The 17,381-nt window shown below is 60.7% G+C and carries 16 protein-coding genes; 1 reads left to right on the top strand and 15 read right to left on the bottom strand.

The window, feature by feature from the left end; translation table 11 throughout:
- Nucleotides 1-5: 5 nt before the first annotated feature.
- The 8 genes from fabZ to AAAX77_RS03105 are packed head-to-tail and all read right to left on the bottom strand — an operon-like array spanning nucleotide 6 to nucleotide 6,118.
- Nucleotides 6-428: a 3-hydroxyacyl-ACP dehydratase FabZ gene (gene fabZ, locus AAAX77_RS03140; RefSeq protein ID WP_349104755.1), complete on the bottom strand. Its 423-nt coding sequence runs from the start codon at nucleotides 426-428 to the stop codon at nucleotides 6-8.
- Nucleotides 429-437: 9 nt separating this feature from the next.
- Nucleotides 438-914 (bottom strand): acetyl-CoA carboxylase biotin carboxyl carrier protein, encoded by a 477-nt coding sequence (gene accB, locus AAAX77_RS03135; RefSeq protein ID WP_117769363.1) that lies wholly within the window; start codon nucleotides 912-914, stop codon nucleotides 438-440.
- Between the two features lie 3 nt (nucleotides 915-917).
- On the bottom strand, nucleotides 918-2,165 hold the full coding sequence (fabF, locus tag AAAX77_RS03130) for a beta-ketoacyl-ACP synthase II (RefSeq protein ID WP_349104754.1): 1,248 nt from the start codon (nucleotides 2,163-2,165) through the stop codon (nucleotides 918-920).
- Nucleotides 2,166-2,204: 39 nt separating this feature from the next.
- Nucleotides 2,205-2,978 (bottom strand): 3-oxoacyl-[acyl-carrier-protein] reductase, encoded by a 774-nt coding sequence (fabG, locus tag AAAX77_RS03125; RefSeq protein ID WP_349104753.1) that lies wholly within the window; start codon nucleotides 2,976-2,978, stop codon nucleotides 2,205-2,207.
- A 30-nt stretch (nucleotides 2,979-3,008) separates the two neighbouring features.
- Nucleotides 3,009-3,935 carry an ACP S-malonyltransferase gene (locus AAAX77_RS03120; RefSeq protein WP_349104752.1) on the bottom strand — a complete coding sequence of 309 codons (927 nt, stop codon included), beginning with the start codon at nucleotides 3,933-3,935 and terminating at the stop codon, nucleotides 3,009-3,011.
- On the bottom strand, nucleotides 3,923-4,867 hold the full coding sequence (gene fabK, locus AAAX77_RS03115) for an enoyl-[acyl-carrier-protein] reductase FabK (protein WP_349104750.1): 945 nt from the start codon (nucleotides 4,865-4,867) through the stop codon (nucleotides 3,923-3,925). Before fabK ends, AAAX77_RS03120 begins: the two co-directional genes overlap by 13 nt.
- A 2-nt stretch (nucleotides 4,868-4,869) precedes the next feature.
- Complete coding sequence (locus tag AAAX77_RS03110) at nucleotides 4,870-5,106, bottom strand: acyl carrier protein (protein WP_006235019.1); 237 nt, start codon at nucleotides 5,104-5,106, stop codon at nucleotides 4,870-4,872.
- Nucleotides 5,107-5,158: 52 nt separating this feature from the next.
- Nucleotides 5,159-6,118: a beta-ketoacyl-ACP synthase 3 gene (locus AAAX77_RS03105; RefSeq protein ID WP_349104749.1), complete on the bottom strand. Its 960-nt coding sequence runs from the start codon at nucleotides 6,116-6,118 to the stop codon at nucleotides 5,159-5,161.
- Nucleotides 6,119-6,294: 176 nt separating this feature from the next.
- Between AAAX77_RS03105 and AAAX77_RS03100 the strand changes: the two genes are divergently transcribed.
- Nucleotides 6,295-7,071 carry a biotin--[acetyl-CoA-carboxylase] ligase gene (locus AAAX77_RS03100; protein ID WP_349104748.1) on the top strand — a complete coding sequence of 259 codons (777 nt, stop codon included), beginning with the start codon at nucleotides 6,295-6,297 and terminating at the stop codon, nucleotides 7,069-7,071.
- Nucleotides 7,072-7,186: 115 nt separating this feature from the next.
- Here the strand turns inward: AAAX77_RS03100 and rpsJ are convergent, their stop codons facing one another.
- The 7 genes from rpsJ to AAAX77_RS03065 all read right to left on the bottom strand — a co-directional run bounded on the left by rpsJ (nucleotide 7,187) and on the right by AAAX77_RS03065 (nucleotide 17,377).
- The gene (rpsJ, locus tag AAAX77_RS03095; RefSeq protein WP_022094184.1) at nucleotides 7,187-7,495 is read right to left on the bottom strand and encodes a 30S ribosomal protein S10; all 309 of its coding nucleotides are present in this window, start codon (nucleotides 7,493-7,495) and stop codon (nucleotides 7,187-7,189) included.
- A gap of 61 nt (nucleotides 7,496-7,556) precedes the next feature.
- Nucleotides 7,557-9,656 carry an elongation factor G gene (gene fusA, locus AAAX77_RS03090; RefSeq protein ID WP_156600535.1) on the bottom strand — a complete coding sequence of 700 codons (2,100 nt, stop codon included), beginning with the start codon at nucleotides 9,654-9,656 and terminating at the stop codon, nucleotides 7,557-7,559.
- A gap of 19 nt (nucleotides 9,657-9,675) precedes the next feature.
- Entirely contained in the window at nucleotides 9,676-10,149 is a 474-nt protein-coding gene (rpsG, locus tag AAAX77_RS03085; RefSeq protein ID WP_006235013.1) for a 30S ribosomal protein S7, read from the bottom strand.
- A gap of 73 nt (nucleotides 10,150-10,222) precedes the next feature.
- Nucleotides 10,223-10,600: a 30S ribosomal protein S12 gene (gene rpsL, locus AAAX77_RS03080; protein WP_006235012.1), complete on the bottom strand. Its 378-nt coding sequence runs from the start codon at nucleotides 10,598-10,600 to the stop codon at nucleotides 10,223-10,225.
- Between the two features lie 552 nt (nucleotides 10,601-11,152).
- Complete coding sequence (locus tag AAAX77_RS03075) at nucleotides 11,153-12,229, bottom strand: DUF4179 domain-containing protein (RefSeq protein WP_349104747.1); 1,077 nt, start codon at nucleotides 12,227-12,229, stop codon at nucleotides 11,153-11,155.
- A complete protein-coding gene (locus tag AAAX77_RS03070; protein ID WP_349104746.1) occupies nucleotides 12,180-12,698 on the bottom strand; it encodes an RNA polymerase sigma factor in 519 nt (172 codons plus the stop codon). Before AAAX77_RS03070 ends, AAAX77_RS03075 begins: the two co-directional genes overlap by 50 nt.
- 200 nt (nucleotides 12,699-12,898) lie before the next feature.
- Entirely contained in the window at nucleotides 12,899-17,377 is a 4,479-nt protein-coding gene (locus AAAX77_RS03065) for a DNA-directed RNA polymerase subunit beta' (RefSeq protein WP_349104744.1), read from the bottom strand.
- Nucleotides 17,378-17,381: the final 4 nt, after the last annotated feature.

The raw sequence follows: 17,381 nt of genomic DNA, 5'->3' as shown, positions 1-17,381 counted from the left end.
CTTCCTTAACTTTCGTGCATGAGTGCAAAAGACATATCGGCGCGGCAGCAAACCTCACCGTTGACGCTCGCGGTACCCGTCGCAAAGCGGAACGGCCCGCGCGCACGCGTGATGGAGCACACCAGATCCACCGTGTCTCCCGGGCGCACCGGACGCTTAAAACGCACCTTGTCCAGACTCGTGTAGAACGGCGTCGCACCACGCGTCTCCTCATCGCCCATCAGCAGCACGCAGCAGTTTTGGGCGAGCATCTCGCACTGAATCACGCCGGGGACGACCGGGTTTCCCGGAAAATGCCCCTGCAAAAAGTACTCGTCGCCCGTAATCTTGATCTTGCCGTGGGCCTCGTCGCCCACCAGCTCGGCCTCGTCGAGCAAGAGCATCGGCTCGCGATGCGGTAACAGCTTCTTGAGCTCTTCTTTGTTCATGGATATCACCTATCCGATCCTCATGAGGCAGCTGCCAAACTCCACGAGGTCGCCGTCGGCCACGCAGATCTCGAGTACCTCGCCATCCGCCTCTGCCGTCACCTCGTTGAGAACCTTCATGGCCTCGATGATGCAGAGGGTCTCGCCGGCCTTGACCTTGGAGCCCACGTGCACAAACGGCTCATCGCCCGGCGCCGGGGCAGCATAGAAAACGCCGACCATGGGAGCGGTCACCTCGGTGCCCTTGGGCTCCGGTGCGGCGGCAGGCGCCTGCGCGGCGGGCTCCGGTGCGGCGGCAGGCATGGCGACAGGAGCCACCGCCGGAGCAGTCACGGCACCCGGCATAGGCATGGGCACGGCAACCGGCCGCGCGGCGCTCGCGCGCTCGAGTTCGACCGCGGTGCCATCGGGCTCCTCAACGCGCACGCGCGTGAGGCCGCGGTCCTCCATAACATCGGCTATCTCGGCAAGTCTTTTGGAATCCATGCTCTAGCTCCTTGCATATCTACGCAGCGCGATGGCGGCATTGTGTCCGCCAAAGCCCAGATTGGTCGAAAGCGCCCAGGTAAGGTCGGCGCGAACCGCTCGATTGGGCGTGTAATCAAGATCGCAGACGGGATCGGGCGTGTGGTAGTTAATGGTCGGGGGCACCACGCCTTGCTCGAGCGCCATGGCACAGGCCATGACCTCGATGGCGCCCGTGGCACCGATCATGTGGCCGGTCATCGACTTGGTCGATGAGACGTGCGCGGCGCGTGCCGCGTCCTCGCCGAGCGCACGCTTTATGCCCGCCGTCTCGGACGAATCGTTGAGCTTGGTCGAGGTGCCGTGAGCGTTGATGTAGAGGCCCTCGGAAGGCTTGACGTCGCCCTCGGCAACCGCCAGCGATATCGCGCGGGCAATGCCGGCAGCCTCGGGATCGGGGCTCGTGATGTGATAAGCATCATCGGTGTTGCCGTAGCCCACGACCTCGGCGTAAATGTGCGCACCGCGGGCCTGTGCGTGCTCCATACCCTCGAGCACGAGCACGCAGGCGCCCTCGCCCATCACAAAACCGTCGCGGTCTGCATCGAACGGGCGGCAAGCCGTCGACGGGTCAGGATTGGTGGTCAACGCGCGGCAGGACGTAAAGCCCGCAACGGCATCGGGGATAATGGCGGCCTCGGCGCCGCCGGCCAGGATTGCATCGGCATAGCCGTGCTTGATGGCGCGGAACGCCTCACCCACCGCATGGGCCGAGGTTGCACACGCGGTCACCACGGGCAGGGTCGGGCCTTTTGCCTTGTGGCGGATCGCGATATTGCCCGAAGCCATGTTGGGGATCATCATCGCGATCATGTAGGGCGATGCGCGACGAGGCCCGCGATCGGCAATCGTGTGGACGTTGTCGACGAGCGTCTGCATGCCGCCCACGCCCGAGCCCACATAGACGCCCAGGCGCTCGCGATCGACCGCGCCTTCGACATCAAAGCCCGCATCGTGCATGGCCTCGTCCGACGCCGCCATCGCAAACTGAACGCAAGGATCCAGGTGCTTGGCGTCATGCTTGCCAAAGTACTCGTTGCCGTCAAAACCCTTGACCTCGGCCGCCACCTTGACGGCAAATGCATCGGTATCAAAGTGCGTGATCGGACCGATGCCACACGTTCCGGCGCACATGGCCGCCCAGGTGGCAAGCGCGGTGTTGCCGAGCGGCGACACGGCACCGATACCGGTGATTGCAACTCTCTGTTCCATCATGGTCTCCTCATCCAAGCCGCTTACCCGGCTTGCTTTCTACATCGCCATTCCGCCGTCGACGCGTATGACTTCGCCCGTAATGTAAGCGGCCGCATCGCTCGCTAAAAAGCGCACCACACCGGCCACCTCCTCGGGCTGCGCCATACGCTTAAGGGGAATCTGGTCCTCCGTGGCCGCACGCACCTTATCCGATAGCTTTGCCGTCATATCCGTCTCGACAAACCCGGGGGCGACCGCGTTCACTCGTACGCCGCGAGGCGCAAGCTCGCGCGCTACCGCCTTGGTCAGGCCGATCACGCCCGCCTTGGAGGCAGCGTAATTGGCCTGTCCGGCGTTACCCATCAGCCCCACAACCGAGCTCATGTTGACGATGCAGCCGCCCCGCTGACGCATAAAGGTCTTGGTGAGCGCGCGCGTCATATTGAATGTTCCCTTGAGATTGACATCGAGCACGCGATTGAAGGCCTCATCGCCCATGCGCATGAGCAGGCCATCGCGGGTGATGCCGGCGTTGTTGACGAGCGCCCAAATCGAACCAAAGTCGTTGAGGACCGTCTCCATACATGCGTTGACGGCAGCGGGGTCGGCCACGTCGCATTGATATGCGCGCGCCGTGGCGCCAACCGCCTCGCAGGCTTCGCACGTCTCGCGCGCTGCATCGACGCTACCGGCATAGACGACGGCGATATCAAAGCCGTCCTCCGCCAGACCGACAGCGCAGGCGCGGCCGATACCCCGCGAGCCGCCCGTGACCAGTGCCACGCGACGTGAGTCGTTGCGCTCGAGCGTGCCGTTGTTCAAGTTGCCCATGTCATTCCTTTCGGGTTACAGCCCTGTGGGCTATGCGAGCTCGTCGGCAATAGCTGCGACCTGTTCGGCCGTTTCGCACGAATACACGCGAACGTCGCTCAACGTACGCTTGACCAAGCCCGACAGCGTTTTGCCAGGGCCGACCTCAATAAACGTGTCGATGCCCTGATCCTGCAGAGTATGCAGCGTGTCGACCCAGCGCACGGCATGACTCACCTGGTTGGCCAAGACATCCGATGCCGCTCGTGGGTCCGCCGGATAGGGCGCCGCCGTCATGTTTGCCATGACCGGAATCAGCAGCGGAGACGGCGCGTGGCCGTCTTGGATATACGTCGCCAGCCCCTCAGTCGCCTCGGCCATATAGGGGCTATGAAATGCACCCGACACCGCGACTTTCATAGCGCGACCGCCAGCCTCTTTTACTAGGACGTCGAGGGTCTGCAACGCATCGGGCGCTCCGGCCACAACCGTCTGCTGCGGGCTGTTGTAGTTGACCGGCCAGCAGTCCTCGCCGGCCTGCGCAGCCAGGTTCTCGACTTGCGCTGCATCGAGCTTGATGACGGCGCGCATGCCGCCCGGATGGCGCTCGGCAGCCGCGGTCATCAATGCCGCGCGCTCACACACGAGCTCAAAACCCGCTCGCGTATCGAACGCCCCCGCAAAGGTGAGTGCAGCGACCTCACCCAGCGAAAATCCCGCACAGGCAGCAGGCACCACGCCGCGCTCACGCAGGGCGACAGCCGCTGCCAGGTCATGAACGAACACGCAAGGCTGCGTGTTCACGGTCTGCGAGAGCTCCTCCTTTGAGGAGTTCCGGCACTGCTCGCTGGTTCCCGGACGCACCTCCTCGGCGATCGCGAACACCTCGGCAGCCGCCGGCGATGCCTCGATCAGGTCGACGCCCATCGCGGGGTGTTGGGCACCCTGGCCGGCGAACAAAAACGCTACGCTACCCATGCGCACGCACCCTTCATGACGCGCTCGGCACCCTCGACCAGATCGTCGACGATTTCGCGCGCGCTCTGGCGTTCGTTGACCATACCGGCAACCTGTCCGCACAGATACGAACCCTCTTCGTAATTACCATCCTTTGCGGCCTTGCGAAGCGCGCCCGCGCCCATGGCCCCGAGTTCCTCGGGGCTTGCGCCCGCTGCCTCGTTCTTGGCATACGCGTTGGTGAAGGGGCTCTTGAGGGCGCGAACCGGATGTCCCGTCGAGCGACCGGTCGCACGCGTCGACGTGTCGCCCGCCTTGAGCACCAGCTCTTTGTACTGCTCAGAAACAGTGCATTCGTTTGCAACGAGGAAGCGTGTACCCACCTGGACGCCGGCGGCACCGAGCATAAAGGCCGCTGCCACGCCGCGACCATCGGCGATACCGCCAGCTGCCACAACGGGGATATCGACCGCGTCGACAACCTGCGGAACGAGCGCCATCGTCGATGTCTCGCCAATATGTCCACCAGATTCAGTGCCTTCGGCAACCACGGCGGCGGCCCCGCGACGCGCCACGAGACGCGCCAGCGCCACCGAAGCAACGACCGGGATGACCGTGATGCCGGCGTCGTTCCAAGCCTTCATGTACTTGGTGGGATTGCCGGCACCCGTCACGACGACCGGCACCTGCTCGTCGATCACAACCTGTGCGACCTCGTCGACAAACGGGCTCATAAGCATGACGTTGACGCCAAAGGGCTTATCCGTCTTGGTGCGCAGTTCGTGAATCTGATCGCGCAGCCATTTGGCGTCGGCATTCATGGCCGCGATGATTCCCAACCCACCTGCCTCGGACACGGCCGACGCCAGCGAGGCATCCGCAATCCAGGCCATGCCGCCTTGGAACACGGGCTTTTCGATGCCGAGCAGCTCGCAGAGAGGAGTCTTGAGCATCTCTACTTCTCCAATGCAGCCTCGACCGTATCGGCGAACTCGCCAACCGTCTTGGGGTTCTCCTCGGTATCGAGCTGGATGCCAAACTCGTCCTCGACGGCGACGAGGATCTCGACGGTGCCCAGGCTGTCGAGGCCAATCTCCTCGAGCGTGGACTCGGGCTTCATCTCGACGTCGTCAAGGCCGGCGGTCTCGCGGATAACGTCGCAAACGCGCTCGAAGGTCTTCTGATCTGCCATGGTAGTTCTCCTTTGTTTGTGCCCTAGGGGCGTTTTTATTTCCTATGTGCGACTACTTCCAACGAAGCAGATAGCCACCTATATCCAGGCCGGCGCCAAATCCAACGAGGGCGATGGTGTCGCCCGCGTGCAGCGCGCCGGTATTTGCCAGTCGATCGAGAGCAAGCGGAATGCAGGCGCTCGAAATGTTGCCGGTCTCGCGCAGCGTTCGAACCACGCGCTCGTCTGGCACGCCGAGACGCTTGACCGCCTGACTCAGGATTCGTTCGTTAGCCTGATGGAATACAAAATGATCGATGTCTTCGACCGAAATGCCCGCATCGATCGCAAGCTTATGGACCGTGTCGCAGATGGCGTTGACGCCGAACTTGAACACGCGGCGGCCATTCATGGACAGCACGCTCTCCCGATCGCCCGCCGTCTTAAATGGCGAGGTACCCGCTAAGCCGGGAACACGCAGTGTCTCGACATCGGGATTGGTTGCAAGCTCGACGGCAAGGGGATTCACCCCGCCGGCCCCAATAACGGCAGCACCCGCGCCATCGCCAAAGAGCACGCACGTGGCACGGTCGGTCCAGTCAAGCGCGCGCGTCATCTGCTCGGCAGCAACGACAAGCACATGCTTGGCTCGTCCTCGGGCGATATAGCCCTCGGCAACATCGAGCGCAAAAACAAAGCCAGCACAGGCGGCCGAGACATCAAAGGCGGGACACGTCGCGCCCAGACGCTCGGCAACGGCGCATGCCTCGGCGGGAACAAGATGGTCACCCGTTGTTGTCGAGCAGACGATCAGATCCAGCTGGCTCGCGTCGATTCCGGATACCTGGAGCGCCCGCTCGCTCGCTGCTACGGCAAGGTCGTCGAGCGACTCGGTGGTGCAGACATGGCGGCTCTTGATACCTGTGCGCGTAAAAATCCACTCATCCGAGGTATCGAGGAACTCGGACAGCTCGTCATTGGAAACACTGCGCTTAGGAAGCGCCGAACCTGTTCCAAGAATCGTGAAACCCATCACTAACCTCCTTTGAGTTGTTGATGTGTTTACATCGACCAAGAGAGGATAACGCATTTCAGTCGTTGTTGACGTGTTAACATTAAATTGTCCAAATGCGACAAAGGCTTCACATTGTGTCTATCTCTCGACACCATTACGAGATTGCCTTATTACCTTAGGAGGTACCAGCTGCTATGGATTCACGTTTAACAGTGGTCGAAGTAACCGGATCGACCAACGATGACCTGCTCGAAGCAGGAAAACAGGGAGCGCCGCACGGCACGGGACTTGCCGCACGGGCTCAGACAGCAGGACGCGGCCGGCGCGGCCATAAGTGGGATTCAACCGCCGGCAACCTATTGCTTTCGATTGTCCTGCGTCCATGCGTTAATCCTGCAAAGTACTCTGGTCTTGCCGCCGACAGCGGCCTAGCAGTGCTCGAAGCGCTCGAAAAGCAGGGCCTTGCAAGCGAAATAGCCCTCAAATGGCCCAATGACCTGGTCGCGCGAGGATGCAAGCTCGGCGGCATTCTGGTCGAAGCCGCACGCGATAACGAAGGCAAACCTTTCGCCGTCTGCGGCATTGGCGTCAATGTGAACTATGTGCCCTCGGAGGTTCCCGATGGCGGCCTGCCGGCAATCGGTCTCTCCGACCTCAACGAGAACGTTCCCGTCGTCGACGCGCTACTCAAGGAGGTCTATCACACCGTCGTAAACGCTGTAGATGCGTGGGCAGAGCGCCTCAACGCCATGGAAGAAAACACTGGACCGCTCGCGCCCATCCACGGCGAATATGTCGCTCACCTCAATTGGATTGGGGAGCACGTTATCGCCCGCTCCCCCGCAGGAGACGAACTGGCGCGAGGCGTCTTTAAAACCGTCGACGCCTTTGGTCGCGCGTGTATCGAAACGGAAGACGGCTTGCGTCCCTTCCATTTTGAGGAGGCATCGCTGCGTCCCTTGAGCGAATAGGGCACCGCAGCCACCTACTCGGCAGCATTACCCAGTAGTCCAAACCATCATTCAAAACAAAAGAGCCCCGCTACCGTAATGGCAGCGGGGCTCTTTAAGCTATGAGCGATATCGCTTAGAGCTTGATGTCGATGTCGACGCCAGCGGGGAGGTCGAGACGCATGAGCGAATCAACGGTGCCCGAGGTGGGGTCGAGGATGTCGATGAGGCGCTTGTGGGTGCGCATCTCGAACTGCTCACGGGAGTCCTTGTTCACGTGCGGCGAGCGGATAACCGTGTACAGGTTGCGCTCGGTGGGCAGGGGGACAGGACCGGAAACGCGAGCGCCGGTCTTCTGAGCGGTCTCGACGATGAGCTTCGCGGACTGATCGACGACCTCGTGATCATAGCCCTTGAGGCGAATGCGGATCTTCTGGGTAGCCAACTTAAACCTCCAAAGAGTGCGAGAAGTGTTCTCGCAGGATTACGTAACAGGGAGCTCGAACTTAGGCGTTCTTGCTCATGACCTCGTCCACGATGGACTTGGGCGCGGGCTCATAAGAGTCGAACTGCATCGTGTAGGATGCACGGCCCTGGGTCTGGGAGCGAAGGTCGGTAGCGTAACCGAACATCTCGCCCAGCGGCACCTTGGCACGGATGAGCTTGCTGTTCTTGCGATCCTCCATGCCCTCGATCTTGCCGCGGCGACCGGAGAGGTTGCCCATAACGTCGCCCATGTACTGCTCGGGGGTCTCGACCTCGACAGCCATGATCGGCTCGAGCAGCTGCGGATCGGACTTCTTGAGGGCGTCCTTGATAGCCATGGAACCGGCGATCTTGAAGGCGGCCTCGGAGGAGTCGACCTCGTGGTAAGAACCATCGAACAGGGTGACCTTGACGTCGAGGACCGGGAAGCCGGCGATAACACCGGTGTTCAGGGCCTCCTGGATGCCCTTATCGATGGACGGGATGTACTCCTTGGGCACGACGCCGCCGACGATAGCGTTGACGAACTCGTAGCCGAAGCCCTCCTCCATCTTCTCGAGCTTGATGACGGCGTGGCCGTACTGACCGCGACCACCGGACTGACGGACGAACTTGCCCTCAGCCTTCTCGACGTCGTGACCAGCGGTCTCGCGGTAGGCAACCTGGGGCTTACCAACGTTAGCGTCAACCTTGAACTCGCGGAGCAGACGGTCGACGATGATCTCGAGGTGCAGCTCGCCCATGCCGGCGATGATGGTCTGGCCGGTCTCGTGGTTGGTGGACACCTGGAAGGTCGGGTCCTCCTCGGCGAGCTTGGTCAGAGCCAGGGACATCTTGTCCTGCTCGGCCTTGGTCTTGGGCTCGATGGCAACGTCGATAACGGGCTTAGCGAACTCGATCTTCTCGAGGACGATCTCCTTGCCCTCTTCGCACAGGGTGTCACCGGTGGTGGAGTTCTTGAAGCCGACGCAAGCGACGATGTCGCCGGCGGCAGCGTCGTCACGGTCGATACGCTCGGCGGCGTTCATCTCGAGGATGCGGCCGAGGCGCTCGCGCTGACCGTTGGAAGCGTTGATCACGTAGGAGCCGGACTCGGCACGGCCGGAGTAAACGCGGACGTAGGTGAGCTTACCGACGAACGGGTCGGTCATGATCTTGAAGACCAGGCCGGAGAAGGGCTCGTCGAAGGAAGGATGACGCTCGATCTCCTCGCCGGTGTCCGGATCGGTACCGGTGACGGCCTCAACGTCGAGCGGGCTGGGCAGGTAGTCGACGACAGCGTCGAGCAGCTCCTGGACGCCCTTGTTCTTGTAGGCGGAGCCCACGAAGACGAGGTTAAGCTCGTTGGCCAGAACGCCCTTGCGCAGAGCAGCCTTGAGCTCCTCGACGGTGAAGTCCTCCTCCATGAGGATCTTCTCCATGAGCTCGTCGTCAAAGCTGGCAGCAGCGTCGAGGAGCTCCTCGCGCTTGGTGGCAGCGATGTCAGCGAACTCAGCCGGGATCTCGTCCATCGGCTCGGGGTAGGTCATGCCCTTGTCGTCGGCCTTGAAGTCCCAAGCAGTCATGGTGACCAGGTCGATGACGCCCCAGAAGTTGTCCTCGGCGCCCATCGGGACCTGAGCGGCCACTGCGTTGGCATCGAGACGATCCTTCATGGTCTCGATAGCGTTGAAGAAGTCAGCGCCCACGCGGTCATACTTGTTGATGAAGGCGATGCGGGGGACGTTGAAGGTAGAAGCCTGACGCCAAACGGTCTCAGACTGGGGCTGAACGCCGGCAACGGCGTCGAAGACGGCGACAGCGCCATCGAGGACGCGCAGGCAGCGCTCGACCTCGGCGGTGAAGTCAACGTGGCCCGGGGTGTCGATGATCTGGATGCGGTAGTCGGTACCGTCCTTCTTCCAGAAGCACGTGGTAGCAGCGGAGGTAATGGTTACGCCGCGCTCCTGCTCCTGAACCATCCAGTCCATGGTGGCAGCGCCCTCATGGACCTCACCGATCTTGTGGGTCTTACCGGTGTAGTAAAGAATACGCTCGGTCGTGGTGGTCTTACCGGCATCGATGTGAGCCATGATGCCGATGTTACGGGTATCGGAAAGCTTGTACTTAGGCTTAGCCATGTTAGTTCCTTACCTTAACTTACCAACGATAGTGAGAGAACGCGCGGTTGGCCTCGGCCATCTTGAAGACGTCCTCACGCTTCTTGACGGAAGCGCCCAGGCCGTTGGAAGCGTCGAGGATCTCGTTGGCGAGACGCTCGGCCATGGTCTTCTCCTTGCGAGCGCGGGAGAAGTTGACGATCCAGCGGATACCCAGAGCGGTGGAACGACGGGAGTTGACCTCCATCGGGACCTGATAGGTAGCGCCACCGACACGCTTGGGCTTGACCTCGAGCGTGGGCTTGACGTTGTCCATAGCCTTCTTGAAGGTAGCAAGAGCGTCGCCACCCTCGGACTTCTCGGCAACGATCTCGAAAGCGGTGTAAACGATGCGCTCAGCGGTGGCCTTCTTGCCGTCAAGAAGGACCTTGTTGATGAGCTGAGTCACCAGGCGGTTGTTGTAAACGGCGTCAGGCTGAACCTCACGACGATTAGCTGCTGCACGACGCGGCATGTGAAATCTCCTTAAGTGTCTACCGTGCGGCGCTTAGGCGGCACACGGCGAAAGTATCAAAACGTTATCTGGCTTATTTGGCCTTGGGGCGCTTAGCACCGTACTTGGAACGGGCCTGCATACGGTTCTGGACCGGAGCAGCGTCGTAGGCGCCACGGATGACGTGATAACGGACACCAGGGAGGTCACGGACACGACCGCCGCGGACGAGCACGATGGAGTGCTCCTGCAGGTTGTGGCCCTCACCCGGGATGTAAGCAGTAACTTCGATGCCGTTGACAAGGCGAACACGGGCAACCTTACGAAGAGCCGAGTTCGGCTTCTTGGGGCTCGTGGTGAAGACGCGGGTGCACACGCCGCGCTTCTGGGAGTTGTGCTGCAGAGCAGCGTTCTTGGACTTCTTGGGCACGGAACGACGGCCCTGGCGAACCAGCTGGTTAATAGTAGGCAAAGCGTACTCCTTCTCGAATGATTCCAGCTTTCTGTAAAGTGCAACGGCTTGAATCGAGGGGTCAGCATCCCCCTACGAAACACGCAGTTCGATAGGATACGTGGCGTTAGCTGTGCCGTCAACAGACCACGCCGCCGGGCGTATCCCAAAAATGGCACATTTCCGCAAAGCCTACACAAAAGGAATCCCCTCCTGTGCGCTTGGGAGGATTCCCGGGCCGGGCGGCACAGGGGTTAAGTTTGCTGCTCTACAGTCCTGGCTCGCACGGAGGCCACATTAAGTGGCCTCCGGCTCGTGCGGAACTCGCGACAAACTTAACCCCTGTGCCGCCCGGCCCGGGAATCCGACATGCTCGTCGAGGCAACGCTACCTGCCAAAAAGGGGCAGGTTTATTTTGGTCGGTTTTATCTGGGGAAACGTCGCGCTCCAGCGGTGATCCGTTCTCATCTGTCGCATGGAAATCGGCGGCGTCTTCGGAAGTATATTGCTCGTTTTAACCGCCCATTTAACGCAAAATGGGCCGCTTCCCCTAGTAGGAAGCGGCCCCAAATCTTACGAATAGACAATGGTAAAGGGTTCCGACGTTTCGGCGTCCCCTGTTGAAGTGCAGCGTGTGCCCTCAAGCGCTACTGAGACCACTTGGTCGACATCAATCAACTTCGTTGGCACCCAAATGTTCTCTCCGCTATTGCGTGCCATCGAAACATAGAAATTGTACGCCCCTGCGTCGTCATCTTCGATAATCTGCTCCGATCCATCCTTGTAGCTGACGGTCAGTTTATGATCAACTGCTTCATAGCCCAGATCATCGATGTGCGTCTGGATGGAAAACGGGCTAATCTCAAGAGACGAGTCATCGGAGCGGAGTTCCTTTATATCGACGTGCGCTCCGACGTTAAACTCTGGCGTCGATACCTCGATCACCTTTGCATCCTCACCTTTGCCCTCCGTCCAGCTGATATTCCAGGTGACCGCATGTCCCAAATCTCGCTCGCGATCCCACGAGGCAAAGTACATCGTGCCATTAATGACCGTGTCGCTTGATGTGTCCTTATCAATTGTGCAGCGTGTGTCAGCCCATTCCTCGCCGAAGTTCATGCTGGGCGTGCCGATGCCTTGTTCTTCTTCACCATAGAGAACAAGTTCGCCTGTCTCTGCTGCCGGCTTGTAGTAGTTAACGCCATTTGGATTGGACAGCGTAAACGTCACGGCACCGCAACCGTTTTTATCGATAGCCATCTCATGGATATCAAGCGTATAGCCGTTACCCTCGACGGACAGATTAACCTTCTGGACTGTGCCCTCCAGGCTTTGGGGCGCGATGCCATCACCAAACTCTCTGGTGTAGGTATATTTAGTCCCCGATGAGCCACCGTTGGTCCAGGTAATGGAATCCCCATTGCCGTGGTTTCCCCAGGCTGAGGCAAAATAGCTGGAATTGACAACGGCGTAGGCGACCCCTCCGGTCGCCAACACTCCGGCAAGACATCCGATTACGGCAACATACAGAGGTTTCGCGTGACCCTTTCGACGAAGCGGCTCACCCGCAGCGGTATTAAGGACGCGATCTGCAAGATCGCTATCGGCTTGGATGGACTCGAAGGCCTGCTTGATTTGATTGGATTTCACGGTCGCCCTCCTCTAGGATGAATTTGAGCTTCGATCGACCACGAGCTAAACGCGTTCGAACGGTCGCGGCTGGCACATGCAGTAACTCGGCAATCTCTGCGGTCGAAAAGCCCAGATAGTAATAGAGCACGATGGGAACACGGAATCGCTCCGGAAGTCGCATAACGTCTGACAGGACCGCCTTGGTCTCCTCCTGCGCCGTCGAAAGCGAATCGGCCAGGTTCTCAATATCCTCCACACGCCTCCATGGCTTTCGAAAGAGCGATTTGCATTCATTGATCGTGACCCGGATAAGCCAGCGGCGAAGATGCTCCCAACTCTCAAATTGCGTATAGCTTTTGAGCAGCTTAAGAAAGACATCTTGGGCAACATCATCGGCATCGGCGCGATCGCGCAGATACGTCAATGCGATCCGAAACACGACATCTCGGTGATCTTCGACCGCCTGTCTAAATGCTTGTTCTTCCATAATCACCTCCCGGTGACGGTACTGATTCTTGATGAGGTCCTCACCATAGATACGCTCTGGCCGGACGAAATGTTTCAAATTCAAGCAGGAAAAACCTACCAAAATAAACCTGTCCCTTTTTGGCAGGTTTTCTTCACAAAAAAGACCCGCTCCCCTGTTAGGAAGCGGGTCTTTGGAAGGGCGGTTAACGTACTAGGAAATTATTCCTCGTCGTTGTCCTTGGCCTCTTCGGCGTCGTCGGTGTCCACGAGCTGGTTGAGCAGCTCGTCGAGGGACGCCATGTCCTCGTTGATGGCACCGTTGGCGGGAGCCTTCTTGTCGTCGATCGGGGCGCCCAGGAGCTCCTCGTCGGCGTCGCCGTGATGCGTCGGCGCGGCGGAGGTGCCCAGCAGGATGTCGTCCGGACCGTCGGGGCTAAAGACCATCTGCAGCAGCTGCGAGAGGTCTTCCTCGTCGGCGACGTCGTCGTTGTTCTCGAGGATGTAGAGCAGGTCGTGGGCCTCCAGGCCGTCACGGAGCTCCTCGATCGCCTTGGCACCGATGCCATCGATGCGCAGCAGATCCTCCTCGGACTTACCGACCAGGTCGCCGACCGTCTCGATGCCGACCTCGCTGAACTTGTTGGTCCAGCGCTGCGACACGCCCAGGTCGTCGAACAGGTACAGGCGAGCCTTCTCGGCGGAGATGGTGTGGCCGTTGCGGGTGAACGAACCGTCAGCACCACCAAACTCGTCATAACCGGCCCAGTCGAGCTGCTGCGGGAGCTGCTCGTCCAGGTCCTTGAGCTCCACAGGAGCCCACTCGGGCAGCGACTTGGCGTTGGGCGAAGCCGGGCCATCGATGTCGACATAGCCGTCGGCCGTACGATACGTCAGCTTGGCGTTGGCGTACGGCTTGAGGCCGGTACCGGCAGGAATCTTCTTACCGACGATGACGTTGGACTTAAGGTCGAGCAGGTGGTCGACCTTGCCCTCGATGGCAGCCTCGGTAAGGACGCCTGCGGTACGGATGAACGAAGCGCTCGACAGCCAGGAGTCGATGTTGGACGCGACCTTGAGCGTACCCAGGATGACGGGCTCGGCCACGGGAGCCTGACCGCCCAGACGGGCAACGCGCTCGACCTCGTCGGCGAACTCGTAGCGGTCGACGTACTGACCAAGCAGGTACTTGGAGTCGCCGGGGTTGGTGATCTGAACGCGACGCAGCATCTGACGTGCGAGCACCTCGATGTGCTTGTCGTTCAGGTCGACGCCCTGGCTGGTGTAGACGTCCTTGACGCTCTCGACGAAGGTGTGCATCGTCGACTCAATGTCGGTCAGCTTGCGCAGGTTGCGGAAGTTGACGAAGCCCTTGGTGATCTGGTCGCCGGCGCGAACCTCGCAGCCGTCCTCGATCTCGGGCATAAAGCGCACCGAAGCGGGGACGCGTCGCTCGTCGAGGACACGGGTGTGATCCTCGGAGTCGGTGAGCGTCAGCACGTACTCGGACTTCTCGGGCTTAATCGAGAGGTGACCGGAGTACGGAGCCAGCTCGGCCTCGCGACCCAGAATCTTTTCGTTGACGTTGCCGACGATATCGAACATACGGCTGACCGTGGGCAGACCCTGCGTAATATCGTCGACGCCAGCGACGCCGCCGGAGTGAATGGTACGCATCGTAAGCTGCGTACCAGGCTCGCCGATGGACTGGGCGGCAATAATGCCGACCGCGGTACCGATGGCGACCGGACGACGGGTGGAAAGATCCCAGCCGTAGCACTTCTGGCACACGCCGTACTTGGAGCGGCAGGTGAGCAGCGCGCGGAGCTTGACCTTCTTGAGGCCCGCATCGACCATCTTCTGGATGTCGGCGACCTTCTCGATGTAGCCATCCTGCTCAAAGAGCACGGTGCCATCGGGAGCCACGACGTCCTCGATGAAGCAACGGCCGACGAGATCGGTGTTGAGGTCGGTGGTGCCGGGGATGATGAGGTTGTAAGTGACGCCCTCGTGCGTACCGCAGTCCTCCTCGCGGACGATGACGTCCTGGGCCACGTCGACCAGACGACGGGTCAGGTAACCAGAGTCCGAGGTGTGGGATGCGGTATCGACCAGGCCCTTACGGGCGCCGTAGGTCGAAATGAAGTACTCGAGCGGCAGCAGGCCCTCGCGGAAGTTCGCCTTAATGGGAAGGTCGATCGTCTCGCCGGACATGTCTGCCATCAGGCCACGCATGCCGCCGAGCTGACGCAGCTGGGTCTTAGAACCACGGGCGCCGGAGTCGGCCATCATGTACAGCGGGTTCTCCTCGTCGAACATGTCGAGCATGAGCGCTGCAACCTTATCGGTACAAGCGGTCCACTCGTTAACGACTTCGATGTGGCGCTCCGTCTCGTTGATGAAGCCCTCCTCGAAGTACTCGTTGATCTGGTCGACGTTGGCCTGGGCGCGGTCGAGCAGCTCCTGCTTCTCGGCAGGGATGAGAGCGTCCCACACCGAGATGGTGAGGCCGGCGCGGGTAGCGTAGTGGAAGCCGGAGTACTTGATGGCGTCGAGGATCGGGCCGACCTTGGCCTCGGGGTAACGATCGCAGCAGTCGGCAACCAGCTTGGCCACGTCGCCCTTGACCATCTTGTAGTTCATGAACTCATAGTCTTCGGGCAGGCACTGGCGGTTGAAAATGATGCGGCCGATAGAGGTCTCGAAGCGTGCGGTCTTGTTGCCGGTGACGTCGTAGTCGACGAACTCGTTCTTGCCGTTCTTGACGCGGAAGATACAAGTGCCGTCCTCGTTGATGACGTTGGCATCGGCAGCGGACACGCGGACCTGAATCTTGGCCTGCATGTCGACCTCGGAGCGGCAGTCATAGGCGTGCAGCGCGTCGTCGAAGCTCGAGAATACATGGTTCTCGCCCGGCAGACCCTCGCGAACCTGGGTGAGGTAGTACACACCGATGATCATGTCCTGCGAAGGGATGTTGACCGGCTTGCCGGATGCCGGCGAGCGCAGGTTGTTCGCAGAGAGCATGAGCACGCGGGCCTCGGCCTGAGCCTGGCTGGACAGCGGCACGTGGACAGACATCTGGTCGCCGTCGAAGTCGGCGTTGAAGGGCGAGCAGACCAGCGGATGCAGGTGGATAGCCTTGCCCTCGACCAGCACCGGCTCAAAGGCCTGGATGGACAGACGGTGCAGGGTCGGTGCACGGTTGAGCAGCACGACGCGACCGTCGATGACCTCTTCGAGGATGTCCCACACAAAGGTGGCACCACGGTCGATAGCGCGCTTGGCGCCCTTGATGTTCTCGACCTTGCCAAGCTCGACCAGGCGCTTCATGACGAAGGGCTTGAAGAGCTCCAGCGCCATGGTCTTGGGCAGACCGCACTGGTGCAGCAGCAGCTTGGGGTCGGTAACGATTACCGAACGGCCGGAGTAGTCAACACGCTTGCCCAGCAGGTTCTGACGGAAACGACCCTGCTTGCCCTTGAGGGCCTCGGCGAGCGACTTGAGCGGGCGACCGCCACGGCCAGAGACCGGGCGACCACGACGGCCGTTGTCGAACAGGGCGTCCACGGACTCCTGGAGCATGCGCTTCTCGTTGTTCACGATGATCGCGGGGGCGTCCAGGTCGAGCAGGCGCTTGAGTCGGTTGTTACGGTTGATCACGCGACGGTACAGGTCGTTGAGGTCGGACGCGGCGAAGCGACCGCCGTCGAGCTGGACCATCGGGCGCAGATCGGGCGGAATGACCGGGATGACGTCCAGAATCATATTCGCGGGGCTGTTGCCGCCCTTCAGGAAGGCGTCAACGACCTCGAGGCGCTTAACGGCCTTCTCGCGCTTCTGCTTCTGGGAATCCTCGTCGGCGATGATGGCCTTGAGCTTCTCGGCCTCGGAAGGAAGGTCGATGGCAGCGAGCAGGTCGCGGACGGCCTCGGCACCCATACCACCCTTGAAGTACATGGAGTAGTAGCGGGTCATCTCACGGAACAGCGGCTCATCGGAGATGAGGTCGCGCTCGCTGAGCTTCATGAAGGCGTTGAAGGCGTCCGTGCGGAGCTGCTTCTCGTCCTTGCACTCTTCCTCGATGTCGACGATGCCAGAGGCGATCTCCTCGGGGGTCAGCGGCTCCTCGTCGGAGAACTCGTCAAAGTTCTCGGGGTTGCCCTGCTCCTTGAGGGACTCGATCTGGCGGGCGCACTCGGCATCGATCTCTTCCAGATCGGCGGCGAGCTCCTCGCGCAGGTCGTCGGCGTCGGCCTCGCGAGCCTCGTAGTCGACCTCGGTGATGATGTAGCTGGCAAAGTACAGAACCTTCTCGAGGTCCTTGGACTTGATGTCGAGCATACGGCTCATCGGGAAGCTCGTGGGGCTCTTGAAGTACCAGATGTGGGACACGGGAGCGGCGAGCTCGATGTGGCCCATGCGGTCGCGACGCACCTTGGCCGAGGTGACCTCGACGCCGCAGCGCTCGCAGACGATGCCCTTAAAGCGGATGCCCTTGTACTTGCCGCAGGAGCACTCCCAGTCCTTGGCGGGACCGAAGATCTTCTCGCAGAACAGGCCGTCCTTCTCGGGCTTGAGGGTACGGTAATTGATGGTCTCCGGCTTCTTGACCTCACCGTGCGACCAGGAACGGATCTGGTCGGCGGAGGCAAGGGAGATCTTTACCGAGTCAAAATCAGTAGCTTCGAAATCTGCCACAGTC

Origin of the sequence: Collinsella sp. CLA-ER-H6 (assembly GCF_040092305.1) — a bacterium.
GTDB lineage: Bacteria > Actinomycetota > Coriobacteriia > Coriobacteriales > Coriobacteriaceae > Collinsella.
The sequence above is the reverse complement of the archived record's forward strand: the minus strand, read 5'-3'. Positions and strand labels throughout refer to the sequence as shown.

What these genes read in the sequence shown, in the direction of transcription:
- AAAX77_RS03110 (WP_006235019.1), bottom strand. Translation starts at nt 5,106, where the DNA reads ATGGCAGATCAGAAGACCTTCGAGCGCGTTTGCGACGTTATCCGCGAG.
- fabG (WP_349104753.1), bottom strand. Translation starts at nt 2,978, where the DNA reads ATGGGCAACTTGAACAACGGCACGCTCGAGCGCAACGACTCACGTCGC.
- rpsG (WP_006235013.1), bottom strand. Translation starts at nt 10,149, where the DNA reads ATGCCGCGTCGTGCAGCAGCTAATCGTCGTGAGGTTCAGCCTGACGCC.
- fabF (WP_349104754.1), bottom strand. Translation starts at nt 2,165, where the DNA reads ATGGAACAGAGAGTTGCAATCACCGGTATCGGTGCCGTGTCGCCGCTC.
- fusA (WP_156600535.1), bottom strand. Translation starts at nt 9,656, where the DNA reads ATGGCTAAGCCTAAGTACAAGCTTTCCGATACCCGTAACATCGGCATC.
- AAAX77_RS03105 (WP_349104749.1), bottom strand. Translation starts at nt 6,118, where the DNA reads ATGGGTTTCACGATTCTTGGAACAGGTTCGGCGCTTCCTAAGCGCAGT.
- accB (WP_117769363.1), bottom strand. Translation starts at nt 914, where the DNA reads ATGGATTCCAAAAGACTTGCCGAGATAGCCGATGTTATGGAGGACCGC.
- fabK (WP_349104750.1), bottom strand. Translation starts at nt 4,867, where the DNA reads ATGCTCAAGACTCCTCTCTGCGAGCTGCTCGGCATCGAAAAGCCCGTG.
- AAAX77_RS03120 (WP_349104752.1), bottom strand. Translation starts at nt 3,935, where the DNA reads ATGGGTAGCGTAGCGTTTTTGTTCGCCGGCCAGGGTGCCCAACACCCC.
- fabZ (WP_349104755.1), bottom strand. Translation starts at nt 428, where the DNA reads ATGAACAAAGAAGAGCTCAAGAAGCTGTTACCGCATCGCGAGCCGATG.
- AAAX77_RS03100 (WP_349104748.1), top strand. Translation starts at nt 6,295, where the DNA reads ATGGATTCACGTTTAACAGTGGTCGAAGTAACCGGATCGACCAACGAT.
- AAAX77_RS03070 (WP_349104746.1), bottom strand. Translation starts at nt 12,698, where the DNA reads ATGGAAGAACAAGCATTTAGACAGGCGGTCGAAGATCACCGAGATGTC.